Annotated in this window: 24 protein-coding genes and 2 pseudogenes; 4 read left to right on the plus strand and 22 right to left on the minus strand. The window is 65.0% G+C overall.

Annotated elements, in window-relative coordinates:
• The first annotated feature begins 94 nt into the window (after window positions 1-94).
• Window positions 95-472, plus strand: coding sequence for a VOC family protein (locus ACVILH_RS28570; protein WP_456715864.1), 378 nt, complete (start codon window positions 95-97; stop codon window positions 470-472).
• 80 nt (window positions 473-552) lie between these two features.
• Here the strand turns inward: ACVILH_RS28570 and ACVILH_RS28575 are convergent, their stop codons facing one another.
• The 15 genes from ACVILH_RS28575 to ACVILH_RS28645 form a co-directional block, all read right to left on the minus strand.
• The gene (locus tag ACVILH_RS28575) at window positions 553-909 is read right to left on the minus strand and encodes a DUF5615 family PIN-like protein (RefSeq protein ID WP_456715865.1); all 357 of its coding nucleotides are present in this window, start codon (window positions 907-909) and stop codon (window positions 553-555) included.
• 2 nt (window positions 910-911) lie between these two features.
• Complete coding sequence (locus ACVILH_RS28580) at window positions 912-1,142, minus strand: DUF433 domain-containing protein (RefSeq protein ID WP_006609137.1); 231 nt, start codon at window positions 1,140-1,142, stop codon at window positions 912-914.
• 60 nt (window positions 1,143-1,202) lie between these two features.
• Entirely contained in the window at window positions 1,203-2,303 is a 1,101-nt protein-coding gene (locus ACVILH_RS28585) for a polyamine ABC transporter substrate-binding protein (RefSeq protein WP_456715866.1), read from the minus strand.
• Window positions 2,304-2,315: 12 nt separating this feature from the next.
• Complete coding sequence (locus ACVILH_RS28590) at window positions 2,316-3,479, minus strand: aminotransferase (RefSeq protein ID WP_456715867.1); 1,164 nt, start codon at window positions 3,477-3,479, stop codon at window positions 2,316-2,318.
• A 9-nt stretch (window positions 3,480-3,488) separates the two neighbouring features.
• A complete protein-coding gene (locus ACVILH_RS28595; protein WP_456715868.1) occupies window positions 3,489-3,818 on the minus strand; it encodes a rhodanese-like domain-containing protein in 330 nt (109 codons plus the stop codon).
• Between the two features lie 121 nt (window positions 3,819-3,939).
• On the minus strand, window positions 3,940-5,862 hold the full coding sequence (locus ACVILH_RS28600) for a potassium transporter Kup (RefSeq protein ID WP_456715869.1): 1,923 nt from the start codon (window positions 5,860-5,862) through the stop codon (window positions 3,940-3,942).
• Between the two features lie 155 nt (window positions 5,863-6,017).
• Window positions 6,018-7,916 carry a potassium transporter Kup gene (locus ACVILH_RS28605; RefSeq protein WP_456715870.1) on the minus strand — a complete coding sequence of 633 codons (1,899 nt, stop codon included), beginning with the start codon at window positions 7,914-7,916 and terminating at the stop codon, window positions 6,018-6,020.
• Window positions 7,917-8,202: 286 nt separating this feature from the next.
• Window positions 8,203-9,033 carry a flagellar motor protein MotB gene (locus tag ACVILH_RS28610; protein ID WP_456715871.1) on the minus strand — a complete coding sequence of 277 codons (831 nt, stop codon included), beginning with the start codon at window positions 9,031-9,033 and terminating at the stop codon, window positions 8,203-8,205.
• A 37-nt stretch (window positions 9,034-9,070) separates the two neighbouring features.
• A complete protein-coding gene (locus ACVILH_RS28615) occupies window positions 9,071-9,844 on the minus strand; it encodes a motility protein A (protein WP_009028798.1) in 774 nt (257 codons plus the stop codon).
• Between the two features lie 180 nt (window positions 9,845-10,024).
• Window positions 10,025-10,387 (minus strand): Hpt domain-containing protein, encoded by a 363-nt coding sequence (locus ACVILH_RS28620; RefSeq protein WP_456715872.1) that lies wholly within the window; start codon window positions 10,385-10,387, stop codon window positions 10,025-10,027.
• The gene (locus ACVILH_RS28625) at window positions 10,384-12,579 is read right to left on the minus strand and encodes an ATP-binding protein (RefSeq protein WP_456715873.1); all 2,196 of its coding nucleotides are present in this window, start codon (window positions 12,577-12,579) and stop codon (window positions 10,384-10,386) included. The genes ACVILH_RS28620 and ACVILH_RS28625 overlap by 4 nt, the downstream gene beginning before the upstream one ends.
• 287 nt (window positions 12,580-12,866) lie before the next feature.
• Window positions 12,867-13,577 carry an RraA family protein gene (locus ACVILH_RS28630; protein ID WP_456715874.1) on the minus strand — a complete coding sequence of 237 codons (711 nt, stop codon included), beginning with the start codon at window positions 13,575-13,577 and terminating at the stop codon, window positions 12,867-12,869.
• Window positions 13,578-13,685: 108 nt separating this feature from the next.
• The gene (locus tag ACVILH_RS28635; RefSeq protein WP_456715875.1) at window positions 13,686-14,570 is read right to left on the minus strand and encodes a CDP-alcohol phosphatidyltransferase family protein; all 885 of its coding nucleotides are present in this window, start codon (window positions 14,568-14,570) and stop codon (window positions 13,686-13,688) included.
• Between the two features lie 87 nt (window positions 14,571-14,657).
• The gene (locus ACVILH_RS28640; protein ID WP_283806885.1) at window positions 14,658-15,374 is read right to left on the minus strand and encodes a phosphatidylserine decarboxylase; all 717 of its coding nucleotides are present in this window, start codon (window positions 15,372-15,374) and stop codon (window positions 14,658-14,660) included.
• Window positions 15,375-15,476: 102 nt separating this feature from the next.
• A complete protein-coding gene (locus ACVILH_RS28645; RefSeq protein WP_456715876.1) occupies window positions 15,477-17,420 on the minus strand; it encodes an ABCB family ABC transporter ATP-binding protein/permease in 1,944 nt (647 codons plus the stop codon).
• Window positions 17,421-17,646: 226 nt separating this feature from the next.
• Here ACVILH_RS28645 and ACVILH_RS28650 point away from each other — a divergent pair, with 226 nt between their 5' ends.
• Window positions 17,647-18,249: an LOG family protein gene (locus ACVILH_RS28650; protein WP_456715877.1), complete on the plus strand. Its 603-nt coding sequence runs from the start codon at window positions 17,647-17,649 to the stop codon at window positions 18,247-18,249.
• 3 nt (window positions 18,250-18,252) lie between these two features.
• Here the strand turns inward: ACVILH_RS28650 and ACVILH_RS28655 are convergent, their stop codons facing one another.
• The 6 genes and pseudogenes from ACVILH_RS28655 to ACVILH_RS28680 form a co-directional block, all read right to left on the minus strand.
• Window positions 18,253-18,630, minus strand: coding sequence for a VOC family protein (locus tag ACVILH_RS28655; RefSeq protein WP_456715878.1), 378 nt, complete (start codon window positions 18,628-18,630; stop codon window positions 18,253-18,255).
• Window positions 18,631-18,737: 107 nt separating this feature from the next.
• A complete protein-coding gene (cimA, locus tag ACVILH_RS28660) occupies window positions 18,738-20,336 on the minus strand; it encodes a citramalate synthase (protein ID WP_456715879.1) in 1,599 nt (532 codons plus the stop codon).
• Window positions 20,333-20,833, minus strand: a complete 501-nt coding sequence (locus ACVILH_RS28665) for a GNAT family N-acetyltransferase (RefSeq protein WP_456715880.1) — start codon at window positions 20,831-20,833, stop codon at window positions 20,333-20,335. The genes cimA and ACVILH_RS28665 overlap by 4 nt, the downstream gene beginning before the upstream one ends.
• Before the next feature lie 114 nt (window positions 20,834-20,947).
• Window positions 20,948-21,118: pseudogene (locus tag ACVILH_RS28670) on the minus strand (CysS/YqeB C-terminal domain-containing protein); the annotation flags it as partial.
• Between the two features lie 279 nt (window positions 21,119-21,397).
• Window positions 21,398-22,552: pseudogene (gene cysS / locus ACVILH_RS28675) on the minus strand (cysteine--tRNA ligase); the annotation flags it as partial.
• Between the two features lie 18 nt (window positions 22,553-22,570).
• Window positions 22,571-22,888, minus strand: coding sequence for a hypothetical protein (locus ACVILH_RS28680; protein ID WP_456715881.1), 318 nt, complete (start codon window positions 22,886-22,888; stop codon window positions 22,571-22,573).
• 53 nt (window positions 22,889-22,941) lie between these two features.
• Between ACVILH_RS28680 and ACVILH_RS28685 the strand changes: the two genes are divergently transcribed.
• Window positions 22,942-23,250, plus strand: a complete 309-nt coding sequence (locus tag ACVILH_RS28685; protein ID WP_456715882.1) for a hypothetical protein — start codon at window positions 22,942-22,944, stop codon at window positions 23,248-23,250.
• A gap of 153 nt (window positions 23,251-23,403) precedes the next feature.
• On the plus strand, window positions 23,404-24,567 hold the full coding sequence (locus ACVILH_RS28690) for a DUF2865 domain-containing protein (protein ID WP_456715883.1): 1,164 nt from the start codon (window positions 23,404-23,406) through the stop codon (window positions 24,565-24,567).
• 23 nt (window positions 24,568-24,590) lie between these two features.
• Here the strand turns inward: ACVILH_RS28690 and ACVILH_RS28695 are convergent, their stop codons facing one another.
• Window positions 24,591-25,970 (minus strand): nitrilase-related carbon-nitrogen hydrolase, encoded by a 1,380-nt coding sequence (locus ACVILH_RS28695; protein ID WP_456715884.1) that lies wholly within the window; start codon window positions 25,968-25,970, stop codon window positions 24,591-24,593.
• Between the last annotated feature and the right edge of the window lie 3 nt (window positions 25,971-25,973).

Below are 25,973 nucleotides of genomic sequence, written 5' to 3' on the forward strand. Positions count from 1 at the left end.
ATCGGAAGAAAACTCTTACCTCACGTAGCGACGCTCGCTACCTTGGCGCCCTATCCGACACGCTGCTCGGAATCTCAAGGGAGGATAAGCGCTGATGTTTTCGCACATCATGATCGGCACCAACGACCTCGACAAGGCCAAGGCCTTCTACGACAAGCTGCTCGGCACGGTCGGCGTGCGCCCGGCCAAGGTCGACGGCCACCGCATCTTCTACATCACTCCGACCGGCGTTTTCTCGGTCTCCAAGCCGATCAACGGCCAGCCCGCTACGCCGGCCAATGGCGGCACCATCGGCTATGCCTGCAGTTCGACCGAACAAGTCGACGCCTGGCATGCGGCGGGCCTCGAAGCCGGCGGCACCACCTGCGAGGATCCGCCCGGCGTTCGCCAGGGCTCGACCGGCAAGCTGTATCTCGCGTACTTGCGCGATCTCGACGGCAACAAGCTCTGTGCGATGCACCGGCTGGCGTGAGGCAGGTTGAACAAGGATCGCTCGATCGCGAGCGATCCTCTTGCTTCCGGCACTTAAGGCCAATGTGGGCGCAAGCTTCGTCAGTTTGCAAGCGGTCGCATGCGAACGCGACCAGGCTCGATGACCGAGAAGTGGCCCGCCCAGTCGTCCCGCGAAAGAATCAAATCGGCAATGCGCTTGCCGGCATCTTGCGGCGGCGGCATAGGGATACGCAGCAGAATCACGCCGCAAGCGAGGGGCAGCGAGGCGCTTCTTGCCAGTTCGCCGAAATCCTTGTCGAAGGTCAGAAGTATCCGCTCTTCCAGAATGGCCTGCGACAGTACGCTCCTGTCGGTCGCTCCAGGCGAGATGAGGCTCACCCAGGCAATATCATGTCCTGCAGCCTCAATTGCTCTTACCGCTGCAGCAGGAAAGTTTTCGTTGGCCAGAAAGCGCATCTTCAGGCTGCGCTCGGAAAGACCCTCTCGGTCCCCACAATGTCTCGTGCATATGCGAGACATGCGATGACGTCATCGTGGGAGAGGCCGGGATAATTGGCGAGAATGTCCGCCTCTCCCCACCCGTCGGCCATCAAGCCGATCAGGAACTCAACCGAAAGACGCGTACCACGAACGACCGGCTTGCCAGACAGCACGTCGGGAGAAAGAGCGATACGTGGGTGCTCGGACATGATCAAAGCCTCTGCGCTTGACCAATACTACGTCATTTCTGCGCCAAGGCCAACTTGCGTTCAGCGCCCCGTCTTCACCTTCGTCCAGAGCCGGTTGATCAGGCGCTGCGTCGCCGGCTCGCGAGCGGTGATCACGAACAGCTTCTTCAGGGTCGCCTCATCCGGATAGATATTCTTATCGCCGAGAATCTTCGGGTCGATCAGCTTCTGGCTCGCCAGATTGCCGTTGGCGTAGGACAGGAAGTCCGAGTTTTTGGCCGCGATCTCCGGACGATAGAGATAGTTGATCAGCGCATACGCCTCGGGGACGTGCTGGGCATCGGCGGGAATGGCAAAATTGTCGAAGAACATCTGCGCGCCCTCCTTCGGGATCGCGTAGCCGATCTCGATGCCGTTCTTCGCCTCCTCGGCACGGCTGCGGGCCTGCATGATGTCGCCGGACCAGCCGACGACGAGGCAGATCTCGCCGGTGGCGAGCGCGCTCAGATATTCGGACGAGTGAAATTTGCGCACGGAGGATGCGACCTTGCCGACCACCTCGGCGGCCTTCTCGAGGTCCGCCTGCTTCGTCGAGTTCGGATCGAGGCCGAGATAGTTCAGTGCCGCTGGGAAGATGTCGTCGGCGGAGTCCAGCATGTGGACGCCGCAATCCTTGAACTTGGCGAGGTTCTCCGGCTTGAACACCATGTCCCAGCTGTCGATCCGCGCGCCCGGGCCTAAGATCTTCTCGATGGCCTTGACGTTGTAGCCGATCCCGGTCGTGCCCCACATGTAGTTGGCGGCGAACTGGTTGCCGGGATCGTAGATCGCGAGGCGCTCGGTCACGACCGGCCAGGCATTGGCGAGGTTCGGCAGCTTGGACTTGTCGAGCGGCTGGAAGATCCTGGCCTTGATCTGGCGCTGCAGGAAATACGCGGTCGGCACCACGACATCGTAGCCCGACTTGCCGGCGAGCAACCGCGTCTCCAAGGTCTCGTTGGCGTCGAAGGTGTCGTAGACGACCTTGATGCCCGTCTCCTTGGTGAAGTCCTCGAGGACACCGGGCGCCATGTAATTCGACCAATTGTAGAAGTTCACGACGCGCTCGTCAGCGCGGGCGGCCGCGACCGAAAGCGTCAGCGCGGCCAGAGCCAACACGATACGAATGCGGCCGCACGTCATGATGTCCGTCTCCTAGCGTCGGTGGATAGCGTCGGACAGGCGCTCCAGCGCCGTGTCGAGCGTCGCGTCCTTCTTGGCGAAGCAGAACCGCACGACCGAGGTCACCGCATCCTTCTCGTAGAACGCCGACACCGGAATCGCGGCCACCTTGTAGTCGTGGACGATGCGCCGGCAGAACTGCTCGTCGGTCTCGTTGAGGCCGAGCGGCGACAGGTCGACGGTCAGGAAGTACGTCCCCTGCGCCTTCAGCACGGGAAAGCCGAGGCGTTCGAGTCCGGCCGTGAGGCGGTCGCGGCTGCGCGACAGCTCCGCGCGCATGCTGACGAAATAGTCGTCGGACTTGCCGAGGCCGTAGGCCACGGCCATCTGCAGGTTCGGCGCGGTCGTGAAGGTCAGGAACTGATGCACCTTAGCGGCGACGCGCAAAAGCTGCGGCGCGGCGCAGACGAAGCCGATCTTCCACCCTGTCAGCGAGAAGATCTTACCCGCGGAGCCGACCTTGATGGTGCGGTCGCGCATGCCGGGGATGGTGATCAGCGGGATGTGCTCGCGGCCGTCGAACACCACGTGCTCCCAGACCTCGTCGCAGATCGCGACCGCATCGAACTCCTGGCAGAAGCGCGCTAGCAGCTCTAGGTCCTCGCGCGGATAGACCACGGCGGCCGGGTTCAGCGGATTGTTGAACAGCACCGCCTTGGTCTTCGGCGAGAACGCCGAGCGCAGCATCTCCTCCGATAGCCGCCAGTACGGCGGCTCCAGCCGCAGCAGCTTCGGGATGCCGCCAGCCTGACGGATGATCGGCAGATAGGAATCATAGACGGGTTGAAAGCAGATCACCTCGTCGCCGGGCTCGACCACCGACAGGATCGCCGAGGTCAGCGCCTCGGTGCCGCCGGAGGTGACCATCACCTCGCTCATTGGATCGAGATCGAGCCTGTGCCAGTGCTTGTAGTGTGCCGCGATCGCCTGGCGCAGCTCCGGCAGGCCCATCATCGACGGATACTGATTGTAGCCGTTCAGGACGGCATCGGCGGCGGCGCGGCGGATGTCCTCCGGGCCGGGATCGTCGGGAAAACCCTGCCCCAGATTGATGGCGTTGTTGTCACGCGCGAGCTGCGACATCTGCTCGAAGATGGTGACGGGCAGATCGGCGAAGACCTTGTTCTGCGAGATCATGATGCCGTGTCAGCCGCCGGTCTTGATCGGCAGGCCGGCCGCCTTCCAGCCGAGCATCCCGCCCTGCAGGTGCTTGTCATACGGCAGCCCTGCGGATTGCGCGGCTAGCGAGGCCGTCACCGAGCGCTTGCCGGAGCGGCAGGCGAACACGACGTCCTTGCCTTGGGGGTCCGGGATCAGCTTCGGGTCGAAGGCCGACAGGGGAACAACAATGCCGTCGGGGTAGGCTTCCGCAGCAACTTCGTTCGGCTCGCGGACGTCGACCAGAAGAATTCGCCCCTCGGCGATTCCCTTGGCCACGTCCTGCGGGGTCAAATCGTGCACAACAGCCACGCCCATCCTCCAAGCCTTCAACCTTCAAGCCTTCAGCGGAGCCGGACAGGGCCCCGAACCGGCGCCAAACTCGCCCCGGACGCCGGGAAAATCAAGCGCTTCGGCGACCCGTCGGAGGCCCTGCCCCTCAGATCGTGACCTGCGTTCCGACCTCGACCACGCGGCCGCTCGGGATCTGGAAATAGTCGGTGGCGTCGTTGGCCGAGCGGCTCATGGTGATGAACAGGTGATCCTGCCAGCGCGGCATGCCGGAATGCGCCGCAGGCTTCAGCGCACGGCGCGACAGGAAGAACGAGGTCGACATGATGTCGAACTGCCAGCCGAGCTTGCGCGCGATCGCCAGCGCCTTCGGCACGTTCGGCGATTCCATGAAGCCGAAGCGGAGCGTCACCTTCGAGAAGGTCGGGCTGATCTGCTCCAGCCGCACGCGCTCGGCAGGGTCGATGCGCGGGGTCGGCGCGGTCTCGATCGTGAGGATCACGTTCTTCTCGTGCAGCACCTTGTAGTGCTTGAGGCTGTGCATCAGCGCGGTCGGCGCGCTCAGCGGATCTGATGTCAGGAAGACGGCCGTGCCGGCCACCCGCTGCGGCGGCCGCTTCTCCAGCATCGTGACGAGATCGGCGAGCGGGAATTCCAGCTTGCGCGACTTGTCGAACAATAGCCGGCTGCCGCGCCGCCACGTATACATCAAGGTCATCACGAAGCCGCCGAGCGCCAGCGGCACCCAGCCGCCTTCGAGCACCTTCAGGAGGTTCGCCGACAGGAAGGTCAGGTCGAGGAACAGGAACGGCGCGATCAGCGCGCCGGCTGCGATCGGCGACCAGCGCCAGACCTTCCAGATCACGACGAAGCCCATCATCGCCGTCACCACCATCGTGCCGGTGACAGAGATGCCGTAGGCGGAGGCCAGCGCGCTGGAGGATTTGAACAGCAGCACCAGCAGCACCACCGAGACCAGCAGCAGCTTGTTGATGCGCGGGATGTAGATCTGGCCGGAATGCGCTTCCGAGGTGTGGCGGATCTCGAAGCGCGGCAACAGGCCGAGCTGGATCGCCTGCCGGGTCAGCGAATACGCTCCGGTGATCACGGCCTGGCTCGCGATCACGGTCGCGACGGTCGCCAGCGCCACCATCGGGATCAGCGCCCAATCCGGAAACATCAGGAAGAACGGGTTCTCGATCGCCTTGGCGTCGCCGATGACCAGGGCGCCCTGCCCCAGATAGTTCAGCGCAAGCGACGGCAGCACGACGAACAGCCAGGCGGTCTGGATCGGCCGCTTGCCGAAATGGCCGAGGTCGGCATAGAGCGCCTCGGCACCCGTCACCGCCAGGAACACGGCGCCGAGCGTGATGAAGCCGATGATGCCGTGATGCAGCATGAAGGTCACGGCATTGAGCGGATTGATCGCCCACAGCACCTCGGGATGGCGCAGGATCGGCGGAAACGCAGCGACCCCGATCACCAGGAACCAGATCAGCATGATCGGGCCGAAGAAGGCCGCGACCTTGGCCGTGCCGCGCACCTGGACGGCGAACAGCATGACCAGGATGACGATCGTCAGCGGCACCACATAGGGGTCGAACGCCGCCGTCACCAGCTTGATGCCTTCGATCGCCGACAAGACGGACAAGGCCGGCGTGATCACCGCATCGCCGTAGAACAGCGCGCCGGAGATGATGCCGAGCAGGACGATGACGCTGGCGCCGCGGGTCACGCCGCGCTGGGCCAGGGCCATGAGGGCCAGCGTGCCGCCCTCGCCGTGGTTGTCGGCGCGCAGCAGGATCACGACGTATTTGAGGGTGACGACGACGATCAGCGCCCACAGGATCAGCGAGACCACGCCCATGACGGCGTGAGGCGCCGCCTCGCCGCCGCTGCTGGCGGCCATCACGGCCTCGCGCAGCGCATAGAGCGGGCTGGTGCCGATGTCGCCATAGACGACGCCGATGCTCCCCAATGTCAGCGCAGTGAAGCTGGCCGTGGAGTGGGCATCGCCATGCCCGTTGGTCGCCGGCGTTTCCGCGGGCGTGGCTGCGATGTCGGCTGTCATGGGGTAGCCCCCTCGAGGACTGGTTGAATGCTTCACTGCACAAGATGGCAGAGCGCGCGGCTTATAGCTGTAGCGTTTCGGCTATGACCTGCAGATATTGCATATCAGCAGATCGAATTAACATATCTTAACCGATTCGGGGCCGTCGAGGCCTCTCAGATTGTTACCTGGGTACCTACTTCCACCACCCGACCCGTCGGAATCTGGAAGTAATCCGTCGCGTCATTGGCCGACCGGCTCAGCCCGATGAAAAGATGATCCTGCCAGGCCGGCATGCCCGACTGCGACGACGGCTTGAGCGAGCGGCGCGAGACGAAGAACGACGTCGACATGATGTCGAACTGCCAGCCGAGCTTGCGGGCCACGGCGAGCGCGCGCGGCACGTTGGGCGATTCCATGAAGCCGAAGCGCAGCCGGACCTTTGAGAACTTCTCGCTGATCTTCTCCATCCGCACCCGCTCCGCCACGTCGACTCGCGGCGTCTGCGCGGTCTCGATGGTCAGAATGACGTTGTGCTCGTGCAGCACCTTGTTGTGCTTGAGATTGTGCAGCAGCGCGGTCGGCACCGAGGTCGGATCGCTGGTCAGGAACACCGCCGTCCCCTTGACGATATGCGGCGGCCGCTTCTCCAGGCTGGAGACGAGATCGTCGAGCGGCACCTCGATCTTGCGGGTCTTGAGCATCAGGATTGCCGAGCCGCGCCGCCAGGTCCAGATCGTCACCACCATGGCCGCGCCGAACAGCAGCGGCACCCAGGCGCCCTCCAACAGCTTCAACAGATTGGCGGCGAAGAAGCTCATGTCGACGATCACGAAGGGCGCGATCACCGCCGCAGCGACTGCGGCGCGCAGGTTCCACAGCTTCCAGATCACGACGAAGCCCATGATGCCGTCGGCGACCATGGTGGTCGAAACGGCGATGCCGTAGGCGGAGGCGAGATTGCTCGACGTCCGAAACAGCAGGACCAGCAGCATCACGCCGATCAGCAACAGCCGGTTGACGCGCGGCAGATAGATCTGGCCGGCATGGCTCTCCGAGGTGTAGCGCACCTCGAAACGCGGCAAGAGGCCGAGTTGCACCGCCTGGCTCACCAGCGAATAGGCGCCGGTGATGACAGCCTGGCTTGCGATCACGGTCGCCGCGGTGGCGAGCACCACGAGCGGCAGCAGCAGGATCTCAGGCACCATGCGATAGAAGGAGTTCTCGAGCGCGCTCGGGTCGGACAGCACCAGCGCGCCCTGCCCGAAATAATTGATCAGCAGCGCCGGCAGCACGAAGAACAGCCACGCCGACTGGATCGGCTTGCGGCCGAAATGGCCGAGATCGGCATAGAGCGCCTCGCCGCCGGTGACCGCGAGGAAGACCGCGCCGAGCGTCACCAGACCGACGGTGCCGTGCGAGAGCAGGAAGTGGACCGCATAATAAGGGTTGATCGCGGCGAGCACGGACGGATCGTCACTGATGTGGACGATGCCCATCACCGCAAGGCATGCGAACCACGTGACCATGACGGGACCGAAGGCGGAGGCCACCCGCGCCGTCCCCTTGCTCTGCACCGCGAACAGCACGACCAGGATGATCACGGTGAGCGGCACGACATAGTGCTCGAGCGCCGGCGCGGCGAGCTTGAGTCCTTCGACCGCCGACAGCACCGAGATCGCCGGCGTGATCATCGAATCGCCGATGAACATCGAGGCTCCGATCACGCCGAGGGCCATCAGGAACATGCTGTGCCGGCCGAGCGCGCGCTGGCCCAGCGCCATCAGCGACAGGGTTCCGCCCTCGCCATTGTTGTCGGCGCGCAGCAGCAGCAGCACGTATTTGGCCGTGACCACGATGAACAGCGACCACAGGATCAGCGAGAGCACGCCGAGCACGATCATGCGCGACACCGGCTCGCCATGTGCGGCGCCATGCGCAGCCTCGCGGAAGGCGTAAAGGGGCGAGGTCCCGATATCGCCGAACACGACGCCGATGCTGCCGAGCGTCAGCCCCCAGAAGCCCGAGGTGGTCGCAGTGTCCTGTCCGTCGGTCGATGTAGCCGTGGCCGTCATGTCGCTTGGAACGCATCTTCCCGTTTGACCCGGCGCGGGTGAACGCTGACCGGTCTCAGGTCAAGTCTCTACCATAGCAGACCTTGGTTCCCGACCTCTCGGCGAACGGACTTGCACAGATCTCTCGTGCCGCGCCGCAGTATGTCTCGCAGGATGTTCCCGGCGGCGAAAGGTTTGCAGCAGCGGATGTCGGGTCGGCCGCCCGCAAATCAAGGGGTTGCCGGCGCCGTTGAATGCGCTTCGCAACGACTGTGCGGCAATATGAGGCGGCCGGAGGCGGTGCGGCTTAGGGCTTGAGGTCGGGCGGCAATGGCGGGTCTTCCCGCATCAGGGTGATCGTCACGCGGCGATTGGCGGCCAGCGACGGGTCATCGGGGAACAGCGGCTGGGTGTCCGCCTTGCCGGAGACCGCATAGATGTGGCTCGGCGGCAGCCCTTCCCGCTCCAGGATCTGGCGCACCGCGTTGGCGCGATCCGCCGACAGGTCGAACCCGCCATAGTCGCTGCGGGCCGGCACGAAGCCTGCGGCCGTATGCCCCGTGATCTGGACGCGCAGCGGCGTCGCCTTGAGCGGCGCGGCGAGCTTCTCGATCAGCCGGCGCGTGCGGTCATAGGGCACCTTCGAGCCGTCCGCAAACATCGAGCGGCCATCCTGATCGACGATCTCGAGGTTGAGCCCCTGCTTGGTCTCCTCGAACATGATGTGCTTGGAGATCTCGGTCATCTCCGGCATGTCCTGCAGCGCCTGACGCAGCGAGGCGGAGGCCAGCGCGAACTGCCGGTCGGTCTTCAGCTTGGCGCCGTTGGTGTGCTGCCGCTCCTCCTGCTCCGGGCTCGGATCGCGCGCCGTCTCTTCCGGTGAAATATGTGCGGCGTTCTTGAGCTTCGGCCGGGTCGGCAGGCCGTCGGATTCGACGATGCCGGAGTAGCGCGACTCGGTCTGCATGCCGAACGCATCGCGCATCGAGCCGGCGACGACCTTCAGCTTGTTGTTGTCCATGGTCGAGAACGCGACCAGCATGACGAAGAAGGCGAGCAATAGCCCCATCAGATCGGCGAAGGTCACGAACCAGCCGTGACCGCCGCCATGCGCATCGCCGCGTTTCTTCTTGGCCATCTTTCAAGTCCGCCCCTGATCCCCTGCCGCCAGCCGATCAGGCCGGCACCGGCTCGCCCTCGGCATGGCGGTGCTTCTCCGGCAGGTAGGCCAGCAGCATCTCGCGCACCAGAGCCGGGCTCTTGGAGTCGCGGATCATCAGGATGCCGTCGATGATCAGGGTGCGGTTGGTTTCCTCGTCGAGCAGCTTGCCGTGCAGCTTGTCGGCGATCGGCAGACAGATCAGGTTCGCGACGAGCGCGCCGTAGAGCGTCGCCAGCAGCGCGGTCGCCATGAACGGGCCGAGCTTGGACGGGTCGGTCATGTTGGCGAACATCTGCACCATGCCGATGAGCGTGCCGATCATGCCGAAGGCCGGAGCGCAGTCGCCGACGGCGCGATAGATCTTGCTGCCCTCGTCGAGATGCATCAGGAAATTGTCGCGGTCGCGCTCGAGATTGTCGCGGATGAATTCGAGGTCGTAGCCGTCGGCCACGTAGCGGATGCCCTTGGCCAGGAACGGCTCGTCGGTCTCGACCTTTTCGAGGCCGACCGGGCCCTGCTTGCGGGCGATCTCGGCGATGCGGGCGAGCTCGTCGACGAGCTCACGGGCCGACAGCCGGCTCATCGTGAACACGAACTTCATGCCGAGCGGCACGCCGTGGGCGATGGCACCGAGCGGGAAGCGGATCATGGTGGCTGCGGTCGATCCACCGAAGATGATGATCGCGGCGTGATCGCTGACGAACATGCCGAAATCACCGCCCAGCAGCATCATGACGGCGATGACGATCACGCCGACCACGAGCCCTGCGCCCGTCATGATATCCATGAGCTTACTCCACCCGCATACGCAAACAACCGGCCGTCCTGGACGGGCGCGGCGACCCTGCCCCACGCGCAACCAACACTAGATGCGCGCCATTAAGGACGGGTTACTGAATTTGGTAGTCATAATGAGACGTAAACAGAATGCAGCGAGCGCACGCGCATCTGCGCACGCAGGCCGGTCTCAAGCCGCGGCCGCGCCGGACTTGAGCAGGTTCGTCTCGGCGAAGCGGACCGCCTGCTCGAACGATTGCTGCATCTTGTTGACCATCTCCAGCATCTGCGCCGGCTCCATTGTCGCCGAGCCTAGCTCGAGCTCGCGCGACAGCCGCGACAGCGCCGCGAAGCCAAACGTGGCCGACGAGCTCTTGATGGAATGCGCCTCGCGCTTCAGCTCCATGCGATCCTCGAACTTGGCCGCGAGCTTGCCGAACTTGCCCGACGTATCGTCCAGGAAGGTCCGGAGCACCTCCAGCGCATCCTCCTCGCCGAGCTCCGAGATCAGGATCTGGTAGACGGATTCATCGAATTGCACCAGGTCGGTCATGCGACAAGCCTTTCCTTGTGTGTGGCAGCCGCGGCGCGAAGCAGAGCGGCGTTCAGTCGATCGCGCGTGACCGGCTTGGTCACGAAGTCGTTCATGCCGGCATCCGTGCACGCCAGATGATCCTGGCTGGTGGCGTTGGCCGTCAGAGCGATGATGTAGATGTCCTGGGCGGGCGGCGGCAGCGAGCGGATCATCCGCGTCGCCGTCAGCCCGTCCATCTCGGGCATCATCATGTCCATCAAGATCAGGTCGTAGCCCTGCTTCTGCACGGCGGCGACCGCCTGGGTGCCGTTCTCGACGAGGTCGTAGCCATGGCCGAGCTTGTCGAGCAGCTTCTTGATCACGAACTGATTGGTGAGATTGTCCTCGGCGACGAGGATCTTGAGCGGCTCGACGCTGGGCGGACGCTCCTCCGCCGGCGTCTCGCCGACCGGGACGATCGTGGCTTCCGGTGCGCTGACCTGCTCGACCTCGGGATGCGGCTGCGGCTGGACCTCGATCGAGAAGGTGAAGGTGCTGCCCTCACCGACCTTGCTCTGCACCTTGATGTCGCCGCCCATGCAGGTGACGAGGCGCTTGCAGATCGCAAGCCCGAGGCCGGTGCCGCCGAAGCGGCGCGAGATCGAGTTGTCGACCTGCGAGAACTGCTTGAACAGCCGGCCGACGGCCTCCGCCGGAATCCCGACGCCGGTATCGGCGACCGAGAACACCAGCGTCAGGTTCGGGCCGGCCAGGTTCTCCGCCCGCACGTCGATATGCACGCTGCCGGCTTCGGTGAACTTGAGCGCATTGCCGACGAGATTGAACAGCACCTGGCGCAGCCGCGCGGGATCGCCGACCACGTAGTTCGGCACCTCCGGCGCAATCGACGTCGTCAGTTGCAGGCCCTTCTCCTTGGCGCGCGACACCAGCAGCTCGGCGGTCGCCGTCACCGACCGGTGCAGGTCGAACTCGATGTGCTCGATCTCGAGCCGGTCGGCGTCGAGCTTGGAGAAGTCGAGGACGTCGTTGAGGAGCTGCAGCAGATAGTCGGCGGACTCGCGCAAGGTGGTGGCGATCTTGCGCTGCTCGGGCGCGAGATCTGCAGACAGCAGCAGGTCGGCGAGGCCGATGACGCCGTTCATCGGGGTGCGGATCTCGTGGCTCATCATGGCCAGGAATTCCGAGCGCGCCCGCGTGCCGGCCTCGGCGGCGTCGCGCGAGGCGGCGAGGCCCGCCTGGTAGCGTGCGATCAGGATGGTGATGATGCCGATGATCACCGTCAGCAGCGCGCCGACCAGGAGATCGCGATCGCGGTTGAGCTTGAACGCGGCGAAGATCTCGTCGGAGGCCTGACCGACGATGACCACCAGCGGCTGCCCCTTGATGCGCTGAAACGTATAGATGCGGTCAATGCCGTCGATCAGGCTCTTTGCGTTGTAAGAGCCGCTGCTCTTTTGCTGGACGGCCAGCATCACCGGGCTGCCGGCGAGCGAGGAGCCGACGCCGGCGGGACCGGCGGAGGCGCGCGCGCGCACGATGCCGTCGAGGCCGACCAGCGTGACATTGCCCTTCTTGCCGAGATCGACCGAATTGTAGAAGCTCGACAGATATTCGGGATCGAGCGAGACCACCACCACGCCGCCGAACGAGCCGTCCGGCATGATGATCCGACGGGTCAGCTGGATCGACCATTTGTTGGAGACGCGGCCGAAGATCGGCTTGCTGATGAAGAGAAAGTCATCCTGGCCGTCGGCATGGATGCGGAAATGCTCGCGGTCGCGCAGGTCGAGGCCGCGCATCTTCGGATCGATATTGCTAGACAGCATGATGCCGTCCTTGCCGATCACGACCACCTGGAACGAGAAGTCCGACAGAAACTGGCTGTTCTTCGCCCACAGCGACATGTCGAAGTTCTGCGGGTCCTTGGCATAGGAATCGCGGACATAGAGCAGCGTCTGATCCGCGGCGCGGATCGAGCGGATGATCTGCTCCTCGAAGGTGCGCGCGAGATTGGAGCCGTTCTTCAGCGCCGACTGCTCGGTCCGCGCATGCTCCTCCGTGATCGTGTAGAAGATGCCGGCCCATACCAGCGCGATCGCCGACAGGCCGATCACGGCGCTGCCGAAATGCCCGATCAGCCGCACGATTGTGTCGACCGCCCGGTCGAGCTGGCCGAACAACGGCATCGATTTGGATATCAGCCTGCGCATGTCTCTCGTCCTCGAGCGACATGCCTATCTGGACAGGCTAGCCATCAGGTAAAGCTTGATGGATAAAATCTTCTCAACGAGCGAGAGCTGCTTAACCTTCGGCCCGTCCGGCGCAATTACGGGTAATCAGTCACCACGTTCGCAGCGCCCCCGTAATGATCCGGATGAGATCGTCGCAGGACTTGCCGCGCCCCGGTCGCAACAACCCGGTCGCAACAATGCTAAGCTGATGAGCCGCATCCGCCCTTACGGCGCGGCTCATCAGGAGCGCTCTCGATCAGAAGCGCTCAGTGAATCTCAGCCGAGCGCGCCAGCGCGGCCTTGAGCTTCTCGAGCGAGAAATCGGCAGAGCGGGCGATCTCCAGGATCGGCGTCTCGCGGCGGCCGCACAGCTCGGCAGCTTCAGGCAGCCGGGCGGCGATGTCGGCGGGGATCACGATCGCGCCGTGACGGTCCGAATGGATCAGGTCGTCGGAGCGCACGGTCATGCCGGCGACCCGGACCTCGCCGCCGAAGCTCTCGGCATGCACCCAGGCATGCGACGGGCCGATCGAGCCGGCCAGCGCCTGGAAACCATCAGCCCATTGCGGGATGTCGCGGATGGAGCCGTCGGTGATGACGCCAAGACAGCCGAGCGCCTTGTGCACATTGCTCTGCACCTCACCCCAGAACGCGCCATAGCCGATATCGGGGCCGTCGATGTCCTGGATCACGACGATGCTCGGTCCATGGCCGGTGCCGACATATTCGTAATAATCGGTGCGGCGCCTCGCCTGCTCCTCGGCCGGCAAGCCGGACTTGACCACGGAGCGGATCGTCGCGGTGCGCGCATAGCCGACCATCGGCGGCAGGTCGGGAAACGGGCAGACCAGCGGCTTGGTCGTGTAGCCGATCAGGCGGCGCTCAGGCGCCACGATCTCCATCGCGTTGCAGATGGTCGGCGTGTCATAGCGCGCGAGCGCCTCGAGGACGGCGGGAGCGACGGCGGGACTTGTCACGGGCGTTTTCTCCGGATGATGCGGACGGATGTCATCGCCGTCCTTGCATCCGGTATAAACGAGGCTCCCCACGCGGCAAAGCTGCGGGCGGCGGTTGCCGCCCTGCGCTCAGTGCAGCCGCTCCTGCGGCCGTTGCTCCTGATCGGATGCCGCGGCGGGCGCAAATGCCGGCGCCGGGGATGACGGCGACTGCGGGGCTGCCGCAGTCCCGGCCAGCGTCGCGGCATGCCGCGACGCCTGCTGGCGGTACAGCCGCCAGCCGAACGGCAGGCTCACCATGTAGAGGATCGAGACCGCCGACAGGATATGCCAGGGATAGACCACGATCAGCGCAACGAAGAACACCACGGCGGCGAACACCGGCAGCACGAGCTCCGGCGACACCCGCATCCGCGTCGTCTTGCCGGAGAACACCGGCAGCCGCGACACCATCAGGAAGGCGATCAAGAGCGTGTAGAGCGCCGTCACCAGGGCCGGCGGCTTCGGCAGGTCGAGGAAGGCGAGATAGACCGGCAGCAGCACGGTGATGGCGCCGAGCGGCGCCGGCACGCCGGTGAAGAAATTGGCAGCAAAGGGCGGCTTGTTGGGATCGTCGATGCTGGCATTGAAGCGCGCCAGCCGCAGCCCGCCGCTGATGGCGTACATCATCGCGGCGATCCAGCCACCGTCGCGCAGCTCGTGCAGCTGCCAGAAATACAGGATGAGACCGGGCGCGACACCGAAATTGACGAAGTCGGCGAGGCTGTCGAGCTCGGCGCCGAACTTCGACTGGCCCTTGATCATGCGCGCAATGCGGCCGTCGATGCCGTCGAGGAAGGCGGCGAAGACGATGGCGCCGACCGCAAGCTCCATCCGCCCTTCGGTCGACAGCCGGATCGCGGTCAGGCCGGCGCAGATCGCCAGCAAGGTGATCATGTTCGGCACCAGCAGCCGCACCGGGATCGGGCGGAAGCGGCGACGGCGCAGGTCGGGAGAGGTCGGGTCGAAGCTCATGATCACACCGCAAAGTGGATGGTCCAAACCTTGTGCCGCGGCGCGGCCCAAGGTCCCGTTAATGAGTCACGCCGACCGGGCGGCGGTTCACTGGCTCCGGAAGCTCAGGCCGGGCACCGTGACGTCGAAATCGGCCAGGATGGTCTCGCCGGCGATGGCGGTCTGCCCTTCGGAGACCAGAACCTCGACGCCGTCGGGAAAATAGACGTCGAGCCGCGAGCCGAAGCGGATCAGGCCGAAGCGCTCACCTGCGCCCAAGGTCTGCCCCTCGCGCACGAACGACACGATCCGGCGCGCCACGAGGCCCGCGATCTGGACCACGCCGATCTTGCCGTGCGGCGTCGAGATCGCGAGCGAGTTGCGCTCATTGTCCTCGCTGGCCTTGTCGAGCTCGGCATTGAGGAAGGCGCCGGGACGGTAGGAGATCTTCTCGATCCGGCCGGCCACCGGGCTGCGGTTCACATGGACGTTAAACACGCTCATGAAGATCGAGACGCGCAGCAGCGGCCTGTCGCCGAGGCCGAGCTCGGCCGGCGGCAGCGCGCGGGTGATCATCGAGACGCGCCCGTCGGCCGGCGACACCACCAGCCCGTCCCGCTGCGGGGTGACGCGGATCGGATCGCGGAAGAACAGCGCGCACCAGACGGTGAGCAAGGTGCCGATCCAGCCGAGCGGCGTAAAGATCCAGAACAGGATCAGGCTGACCAGGGCGAAGGCGCCGATGAACGGATAGCCCTCGGGATGGATCGGCGGGATCTGGGCACGGATGGAATTGCTGATCGACATGGCCTGCTTCGTTGAGATGTCGTCCCTCTGACCTCAGAGCGGACCGCCGCCTTGACTAGGTCGCTGCGCGGCGAAGGTCAAAATGATTCCTTAACTGTGGATCAAGGCGGTTCGAAGGGCTCATTCGGCGGCGGTGGCCACGGGATCGCTGGCCAACGGCGGATTGCGGTTCGGCGCGGCCGCCTCGTCGCCGATCTGGGCCAGCTTTTCGCGGGCCTCCTCGGCCTCGCGCTGCCGGTTCCACATACCGGCATAGAGCCCGCCGCGGGCCAAGAGGTCGGCATGGGTGCCGCGCTCGGCAATGCGGCCGCGGTCGAGCACGATGATCTCGTCGGCGGCGACGATGGTCGACAGCCGGTGCGCTATCACCAGCGAGGTGCGGTTGCGCGACACGCCGTCCAGCGCCTCCTGGATCTCGTGCTCGGTATGGCTGTCGAGCGCCGAGGTGGCCTCGTCGAGCACCAGGATGGGCGGCCCCTTGAGGATGGTGCGGGCGATCGCGACGCGCTGCTTCTCGCCACCCGACAGCTTCAGGCCGCGCTCGCCGACCTGGGTCTCGTAGCCCTTCGGCGCCATCCGGATCAAGCCATCGATCTGCGCCAGCCGCGCCGCCTCCTCGACCGCGGCATCATCGGCATCCCAGCGGCCATAGCGGATGTTGTAGCGGATGGTGTCGTTGAACAGCACGGTGTCCTGCGGCACCATGCCGATCTGCGCCCGCAGCGACACCTGGGTGACGTCACGGATATCCTGGCCGTCGATCAGGATGCGGCCGCCGGAGACGTCATACAGCCGGAACAGCAGCCGGGAGATGGTCGACTTGCCGGCGCCGGACGGGCCGACGATCGCAACCGTCTTGCCGGCCGGCACCTCGAAGCTCAGCCCTTGCAGGATCGGCCGTTTCGGCTCATAGGCGAAGCGGACGTCCTCGAAGCGGACAGCGCCCGATGTCACCACCAGCGGCTTGGCCCCGGGCGCATCCTTGACCTCGGCATCCCGGGTCAGCACGCCGAACATCATCTCGATATCGATGATCGCCTGCTTGATCTCGCGATACACCATGCCCATGAAGTTCAGCGGCTGGTAGAGCTGGATCATCATGCTGTTGATCATGACGAAGTCGCCGACCGTGTTGCGCCCCTCGCGCACGCCCTGGGCGCACATCAGCATCGCCACCGTCAGGCCGATGGTGAAGATCACCGCCTGCCCCGCGTTCAGCACGGCCAGAGAGGTGTAGGTCTTCACGCTGGCGCGCTCGTAGCGCTCCATCGAGCGGTCGTAGCGCTCGGCCTCGCGCGCCTCGGCGCCGAAATATTTCACGGTCTCGTAGTTGAGCAGCGAGTCGATCGCCTTGGTGTTGGCGTCGGTGTCGGAATCGTTCATCCGGCGCCGGATCTCGATCCGCCACTCGGTCGCGATGTAGGTGTAATAAAGATAGGCGCCGACCATGGTCAGCGTGACCAGCACATAGCGCCAGTCGAACTGCCAGAGCAGCACGGCGGTCAGCAGCGACACCTCGACGATGGTCGGGATCAGCTGCAGGATCACCATGCGCACGATGGTCTCGATCGCATTGCGCCCGCGCTCGAGCACACGGGTCAGCCCGCCGGTCTTGCGCTCCAGATGGAAGCGCAGCGACAATTCGTGCATGTGGACGAAGGTGATGGTGGCGAGCTTGCGCACCGCATGCATGGCGACGCGGGCGAAGATACCGTCACGCCATTGCGTCAGCACGGCCATCAGCACGCGCATCGCGCCGTAGCTCGCGGTCATGACGATCGGCGAGGCCACCAGCCAGAACGCCCAATCGTCCGGCTTGATCGGCGCGGTATTGGCCCCGGTCAGCGCATCGGTCGCCCATTTGAAGGTGAAGGGCAGCACCAGGGTGGCGACCTTGGCGGCGAGCAGCAGCACCACCGACCACAGCACGCGCATCTTCAGGTCGGCGCGGTCGCTCGGCCAGATGAAGGGCCACAAATGCCGCAAGGTGCCGGCCAGCGTTCCCTGCTCGAGGGAGGCTTGCGGCTGGGCGGCGCCATGATGAGGAGACGAATCGGGAGGCATCAAACGATCTGGAACAGCGGGGGTGTTGGCCTGTTATGAGGCGGGGCAGCCCGCCCCATATAGAGTGTCCGACCGCCAGATGCACCCGCCCGTCGACGGAATCCGTTGCGGCGGCGCAGTAATTGCATAACTTGATTCAGATCGCCTGGATTGCCCGTAAAACTCCGCGAACCGCTCCATCCGCCCTCGTCTTGACGCCTTTCAGTTGCAGTGTCACACCCGTCCAATGACTGATATTCGCACCGTCTGTGTCTATTGCGGCTCCGGCCCCGGCACCAATCCCAGCTTCATCGAATCGGCGAAAGCACTCGGCAAGGCGCTCGCCGAGAACGGCGTCCGACTCGTCTATGGCGGCGGCTCCATCGGCATGATGGGCGCGGTCGCCAAGTCCGTGCTGGATCACGGCGGCGACGTCACCGGCATCATTCCGGACTTCCTGGTGAAGAAGGAAGTCATGATGCCGCTCAAGGATCTCATCGTCACGCCCGACATGCACGAGCGCAAGCGGCTGATGTTCGAGCACTCCGATGCATTCGTCGCGCTGCCCGGCGGCGTCGGCACGCTCGAGGAGCTGGTCGAACAATTGACCTGGAAGCAGCTCGGCCGCCACGCCAAGCCGGTGCTGATGGCCAACATCGACGGCTTCTGGGAGCCGCTGTTCGCCCTGCTCGCGCATATGCGCGAGACCGAGTTCATCCGCCCCGGCTTTCAGATCGAGCTGCTGAAGGCCGACCGCGCCGAGGACATCCTGCCGCGGCTGCGCGAGGCCGCCGCCCGCGTCGCCAAGGAAGAGACGCAGATGGCGCCGGAGATCGCCAAGCGGCTCTGAGCCCTATTCGCTCGGAAACGTCACGGCCTCGATCCGGTTGCCGTCGGGATCGAGCACGAAGGCCGCGTAATAGCGCACGCGATCGTGCGGCCGCAGTCCAGGTGCGCCGTCAGAGACGCCTCCCGCCTCTACCGCGGCGGCGTGAAACGCATCGACCTCGGCGATGGTCTTGGCACGGAAGCAGAGATGCGAGCCGGTGTCGGGCGAAATACGCGGCATTCCCGCTCGCAAGTTGATCCACAGCTCCGGATAAGTCTTGCCGAAGCCGATAGTCGCCGGCCGTTCGATCAGCCGGGTCATGCCGAGCGGCGCGAGCGCAAGCTCATAGAAGCGCGCACTGCGGACGAGGTCGCTGACGCCGACGGAGACGTGGTCGATCATGCGTGTGCCCTCCCTCCGTCATTGCGAGGAGCGAAGCGACGAAGCAATCCAGATCGTGGGCGGGACCCCGGATTGCTTCACTCCGCTCGCAATGACGGTCCCCTAACTCATCCCGCCGCGCCTGACTTCACCAGTTTATAGAACACCGAGTCCATCAGCGCCTGGAACGAGGCATCGATGATGTTCGGCGACACGCCGACCGTGGTCCAGCGCTCGCCTGTTTCATCCTCGCTCTCGATCAGCACGCGCGTCACCGCCTCGGTGCCGCCGTTGAGGATGCGCACGCGGTAGTCGATCAGCTTGAGGCCGTCGATGAAGCCCTGGTACTTGCCGAGATCCTTGCGCAAGGCAACGTCGAGCGCGTTGACCGGGCCGTTGCCTTCCGCCGCCGAGATCAGCCGCTCGCCAGCGACGTCGACCTTGACCACGGCCAGCGCCACCGTGACGCGCTCGCCGAGCGCATTGTAGCGCTGCTCGACATTGACGTCGAACTGCTCGACGCGAAAATACTCCGGCACGGAGCCGAGCGTGCGCCGCGCCAGCAACTCAAACGAGGCATTGGCGGACTCGTAGGCGTAACCCAGAGCCTCGCGCTCCTTCAGCTCCTCGACCAGCCGCGTCAGCTTCGGATCGCTCCTGCTGAACGGAATGCCGCCGCGCTCCAGCGCCGCGATGACATTGGAGCGGCCGGCCTGGTCGGAGACCAGAACCTTGCGATGATTGCCGACGCTCTCCGGCAACACGTGCTCATAGGTGTGCGGATCCTTCAGCACGGCCGAGGCATGGATGCCGGTCTTGGTGACGAAGGCGCTCTCGCCGACGTAAGGCGCGTGCCGGTTCGGCGCGCGGTTGAGCATGTCGTCAAGCGTGCGCGACACCTTCATCAGGCTGGCGAGCTGCTGATCGGAGACACCGATCTCGAAGCGCTCGGAGAACTCCGACTTCAGCTTGAGGGTCGGGATCAGCGAGCACAGATTGGCATTGCCGCAGCGCTCGCCGAGTCCGTTCAACGTGCCCTGGATCTGCCGCACGCCGGCGCGCACCGCAGCCAGCGAGTTCGCCACCGCCTGCTCGGTGTCGTTATGCGCGTGGATGCCGAGGTGACCGCCGGGCACATGCTTGATGACTTGGCCGACGATCGCCTCGATCTCGTGCGGCATGGTGCCGCCATTGGTATCGCACAGCACGATCCAGCGCGCGCCGGCCTCGTAGGCGGTGCGGGCGCAGGCAAGCGCGAACTCGGCATTCTCCTTGTAGCCGTCGAAGAAATGCTCGCAGTCGAGCATCACCTCGCGCCCTGCGGCCTTCGCCGCCGTCACGCTGTCACGGATCGAGGCGAGGTTCTCCTCATTGGTGGTCTCGAGCGCGACGCGCACCTGATAGGCCGAGGATTTGGCGACGAAGCAGATCGCGTCCGCCTTGGCCTCCAGCAGCGCCGCGACGCCCGGATCATTGGACACCGAGCGCCCGGCGCGCCGTGTCATGCCGAAGGCGGTGAAGCGGGCGTGGCCGAGCTTGGGCTTGTGCGCGAAGAACTCGGTGTCGAGCGGATTGGCGCCGGGATAGCCGCCCTCGACATAGTCGATGCCGAGATCGTCGAGCAGGCGTGCGATCACCTGCTTGTCGGCCAGGGTAAAGTCGACGCCGTTGGTCTGCGCGCCGTCGCGCAAGGTCGTGTCGAACAGATAGAGACGCTCCCTGCTCATGACTGCGCCCCTGCGCCGAGCGGCTTCTTCATCGTGGTGTTGGCGAGCCACTCGCCATTGATGGAAACGCTGTTGCGCTGCTGCGCGACGTAGCCGCGCTTCCGGAAGAAATCCACCGCGGTGTCGCTGGCATCGACCAGCAGCCCCGTGGTGCCGCGCGCGCCGGCGAGCTTCTCCAGCGCATCGCACAGCATCGCACCGACGCCCTGCCCCGCGACGCTCGGATGCACATAGAGCATGTCGATGTGATCATTGCCCTTCAGCGAGGCGAAGCCGACCGGCGAGCCCTGCACGGTCGCGATCAAGGTCAGCGTCGACGCCAGCTTCTTGCCGAAGCTCGCCTCGTCATCGGCCGCGGCGGCCCAGGCCTCCTGCTGCTCCTCGCTGTAATCATCGCCGGTGAGCTGCTGGATGCTTGCCGCGAAGATCGCGGCCAGCACCGGCGTATCGGTCGGGAGAAACGGCCGCAGCGCGGCCTTCGGCAGTGACTGTCCCATATCCTCACCAGATCCCATAGAGCTTCGTGACCAGCGCCACCGCGCCCGCGATCACCGCGAGCTTGAGCACGATGTAGTACAGCCAGTGCCGCGGAAACGGCGTGTCGGGCCTCTTCACCGCGCGATCTCCCAGGTCGTGACCGGCTTGCCGTCGGCACCCTTGCCGTCCTTGAGCACGACGCCCATCGCGGCCAGCTCGTCGCGAAGGCGATCGGATTCCTTGAAGTCCTTGCGCGCGCGGGCTTCGTTCCTGAGCGAAATTAAGTCTTCAATCTCACTCGATTCACTTTTTGAAGTCAGTACGGGATAGCCATCTGGCTTCAGTGTAACTTGGATCCCATACTTATCGAGAAAAGCTTCAACTCTCCGAACGCCGTCGTTTAGTCCGTTTGCGTACGAGATCTTCAGCTTCTCAATTTCAGATTTGTAGCGAACCAACACTGCACCGCTCGCTACGGCACCGTGTTGCAGAGCCCCCATTTTGCTCGGCGATAAAACCCCAAGAAAAAAGCAGCTCTCTATAAAATTTCGTACCGAAGCATGATCCTTTTTGGCTTCACTGAAGAGTTCACGAAGGCGAGCAACGGCGGCGGGCGTGTTTAGATCGTCAGAGAGAGCTTCAACTATGCCAACGTCCGGGCGAATCTGACCGCTCTCGTAGACTGCGGCCAGTTCTTGGAATTGGGAGTTCGTGACGAATCCGCTCCATTCGGACAGCTCGTTCCGTGCTTCTACCAAGCGGCTCGCCGTCCAGTTGATGGGCTGTCTGTAATGGGTCAGCAGCATTGCCAATCGGATAGCCTGACCAAAATTCTCCTGAAGCAAGTCTCGGATGGTGATGAAGTTGCCGAGGCTCTTCGACATCTTCTCGCCCTCGACCTGGAGGAAGCCATTGTGCATCCAGACGCTTGCCATGCGTGCTGTGTGGAAGGCGCAGCAACTCTGCGCGACCTCGTTTTCGTGATGCGGAAACACGAGATCTATACCGCCACCGTGAATATCGAACGTCTCGCCGAGATGCTTCCAGGACATTGCCGAGCACTCGATGTGCCAACCGGGACGGCCCTCGGTCTTGATGCCGGCCGGCGACGGCCAGGACGGCTCGCCGGGCTTTGACGGCTTCCACAGCACGAAGTCAGTCGCATCCTTCTTGTAAGGCGCGACATCAACACGGGCGCCGGCAATCATCTCATCGAGCGAGCGATTGGCGAGTGCGCCGTAGCGCGGTAGCACCTTGTTAGCGGCGTTCATCGCTGCCGGAGAGAACAGCACGTGGTCTTCCGCGACATAGGCGAAGCCGCCGGCCACGAGCTTTTCGATGATGGCGCGCATCTCGGCGATGTGCTCAGTTGCGCGCGGCTCGACATTCGGCCGAAGGCAACCCAGCGCATCGACATCCTCATGGAACTGCCGCTCGGTTAGTTCCGTGACCCGGCGAATGGCCTCATTGAGCGGCAACTCGGGAAAATCCCGCGCCGCGCGCGCGTTGATCTTGTCGTCCACATCCGTGATGTTGCGGACATAGGTCACATGCTCAGCGCCATAGACATGCCGCAGCAGCCGGAACAGCACGTCGAAGACGATCACCGGCCGCGCGTTGCCGATATGGGCGAAGTCGTAGACCGTCGGTCCGCAGACATACATGCGGACATTGTTGGGATCGAGCGGCACGAAGGGGCGCTTTTCCCGCGACGCGGTGTCGTACAAACGCAAGTCCATGGTCAGTCCCCGAATGCCTCAGTCCCGAATGCCTGTGCCCTCGTCCCGCCCTAGCGAGACGCAACGGGTGTCCTGCGCCAGATGACGGCCCCGATTAAGGGCGGCCACGGCCGAAATCACGCTGCCGACCTGCCGGCCGGGCGTCCTGATCATCTCTGTTGAGAAAGACGGCCTCAGCCAGCGAATCGCTAGCGCGTAATCTCGCGGCAAATGCAGCAGATGGCGAGGAAACCGTTCATGGGTTTCACCATGATCCAGCGGGGTGTTGCCGTCAAGAGCCGCAAAACGGCCGTTTTCGCCGCTCAAACGCTCCGGCCCTGCCTCAAGGTTAATCATTGTTAACCTTTTTGGCCTAACCATGGGTTGTTTCCTACAGCCACCGGTGCACCATGCGATTCTCCTCAGGCCTGCTCGCCTGCTGTGCTCTCCTCGCCGTCGCGACATCAGCCTCCGCCGAGAGCCGAATCTTCATCATTGCCAACGAGGCCGACGGCTACGGCGTCGACCAGTGCCTGGCCAAGGGCGACCGATGCGGCGCCTCCGCCGCCCGCTCCTACTGCCAATCACGCGATTTTGCGCAGGCCTCATCCTACCGCCGCGTCGACCCCGATGAAATCACGGGATCGGTGCCGAAAGCCGGCGGAAGCTGCGCTCATGGCGGCTGCAGCGACTACGTCGCCATCACCTGCCAGCGCTGAGGCATCAGGGAACGACTGTTCCCGCCACCGGGGCGCCCCGGAAACGACGTGACGATGCCCGACAAAGCGGCTATGGGATGCCCGCCGCTGCCGCGAATTTTCCGAATTCTGTGCTAGCTCCGCGGCAGCACCCATGGACCGGAATACCGCATCTTGATCGCATCCCTGTCTCCGCGCCTGCTGGCCTTTTCTGCGTTGCTCGGCCTCTCCCTGACCGGCTCGCATGCCCTGGCCCAGTCCAGCTCCGATTCCTATGCGCAGATGCCGCCGGGCCCTCCGGGTGCGCAGGCCGGCGTGAACCCGATCTGCCCGCGCCTCGAGGCGCAGCTCGCCACGATCGATCGCGGCGGTGGCGGCGATCCCGCGCGCGACGACCAGATCCGGCGCTATCAGGATGCGGCCGCCAAGCAGCAGGCGGAGCTCGATCGGGTAAGCCAGCAGGCCAAGCGCTCGGGCTGCGACAGCCCCGGCTTCTTCTCGATCTTCAACGGCCGCGCTGCCGAATGCCAGCCGATCAATAACCAGATCCAGCAGATGCGCTCGAACCTCGACCAGATCACCGGCAGCCTGGAGCGGCTGCGCGGCGGCGGATTCGGCGGCGAGCGCGACAACCAGCGCCGCTCGGTGCTGGCTGCGCTCGGCCAGAACAATTGCGGTCCGCAATACCAGCAATATGCAAACGCGAATCGCGGCGGCGGCAATGCCGGCGGCAACTTCCTGACCAGCCTGTTCGGCGGCGGCGGCGAGACCAACCCGGCCGCTTCGCTGCCCCCGCCGAGCGCCGATCTCGCCGCGCCGCAAGGCACCTATCGCACCGTCTGCGTGCGCACCTGCGACGGCGCCTATTTCCCGATCTCGTTCGCCACCGTTCCCGGCCGCTTCGCCGATGACGAGCGCGCCTGCAAGGCGCAGTGCCCCGCCGCCGAGGCGACGCTGTTCACCTATCGCAATCCCGGCGAGGACATGAACCAGGCGGTCTCGATCAACGGCCAGTCCTACAGCGCGTTGCCGAACGCGTTCAAATATCGCACCGAGTTCAACCCGAGCTGCTCGTGCAAGGCGCCGGGCCAGACCTGGGCCGAGGCGCTGAAGTCGATCGACGAGCGGGCCTCCGCCGCCGAGCAAGGCGACATCATCGTCACCGAGGAAAGCGCCAAGCGGATGCAGCAGCGCCAGACCGCCAAGCCGCCGGCGACTGCCGCCAAGAAGGGCGCGGCGCCGGCCGAGGCCGCAGCTCCGAACACGGCGACCGCCGACGGCGCCGCGGGCGACAAGCAGATCCGCACGGTCGGCCCGACCTTCATCCCGGCGCGCTAAGCCGCGTCGCCGGGGCGTCAGCCTCAATCGTCGCGCGCGTCAGTCGCCGCACGGGCGATGAGGTCCGGCGCGATGACCTCGCCTTGAAATCCTAGCGCGTCAGCAGGCTGCCAGCGGTTGCGCAGCGCTGCGAGGCGAATCAGCTGCTCCGGAGGGATATCACCGAGGGGCGTGAAGCCGCGGCCGATCTCGTCGCCGTGCGGCCTCAATGATTGCCCCGGAGCAAGGGCGAGCGCGCCGGAGAGACTCGCCAGTGCGTTCAGCAGCGTCGCGCGCAGCTGCGCCAGCAGCGCGCGATGCGGGCCGCTCGCAAGCTGTCCCGGCAGGATAGCCTCGAAGCCGGCGACAGCGGCCGCGATCGGCATCACCTCGGCGGCAACACCGAGCCGCGCCGCGGCCGCGATTGCCGCCTCCTGTGCCGGTGCCGCCGTGTCCGCCCCGGCCAGCACGACACCGCGCACCTTCGCCGATCCGAGCGCATCAACCGCAATCACCAATGACAGGGCGGTGTCGAGACTCGCGGTCAGCCCAAGCACGACTCCATTGAACCCGCTCTTGGCGACGTGGTCGCGCAGGCCGAGCACGCGCGCCGCGTAGTCGGCTTCGTCGCCCTCAATCAGCTTCGCGACGGGACCCTGGCCCTGCCAGCCGTCGGCTCCCCTGCTCCACGCCAGCGTGGTGACGTCTTCGATGAAGGCCGAGAGTTGTGCGGCGACGGAAAGGTCGGCGTTGAGCGCGAAAGACGCGCCGTCGAACACCTGGCCGACCTGCCCGCCGGTTTGATTGAGCCAGATGAGCGGCAGGTCGCTTTCGGTCACGCGGGCCACCGCAGCCGAGAGCCGCTGATCGCCGCCGCCGCGGACATAGCAAGCGGCCGCGGGGACCACGACCAACTCGGCGCCGGTCTCCGCCAGGGTCTCGACCACGTTCTCGTCGCCGGGCCTCTCGGGCCAGATGTCCTCGCCGATCGCGATGCCGATGCGCACACCGCGCACGCCGACCGGGCCGGCCGCGGGTCCGCGCGTGAACACCCGTTTCTGATCATCAGGCAGATTGATCTTGAAGCGCGTGGCGGCGACGCGGCCGCCATCGAGCAGCGCGACGGCGTTATACGGCTTGCCGTCCTCGACCCAGGGCGTGCCGATCAGCACAGCCGGTCCGCCATCCGCGGTCTCGCGTGCCAGCGCTTCGATCGCCGCGCGGCACGCTGACAGAAACGCGGCGTCCAGAATGGCCTGCTGCGGCGGCGCGCCGGCGAGGAACAGCTCCGGCAGCACCAGGAGATCGGCGCCATCGGCCGCCGCCTTGCTGCGCGCCTCGCGCACCTTCGCCGCATTGCCCACGACATCGCCGGCGACGGGATTGAGCTGGGCCAGCGTGATCCGGAAGCTGTCAGCGGCCATCGC

This window comes from Bradyrhizobium sp. USDA 4353 (assembly GCF_054063215.1).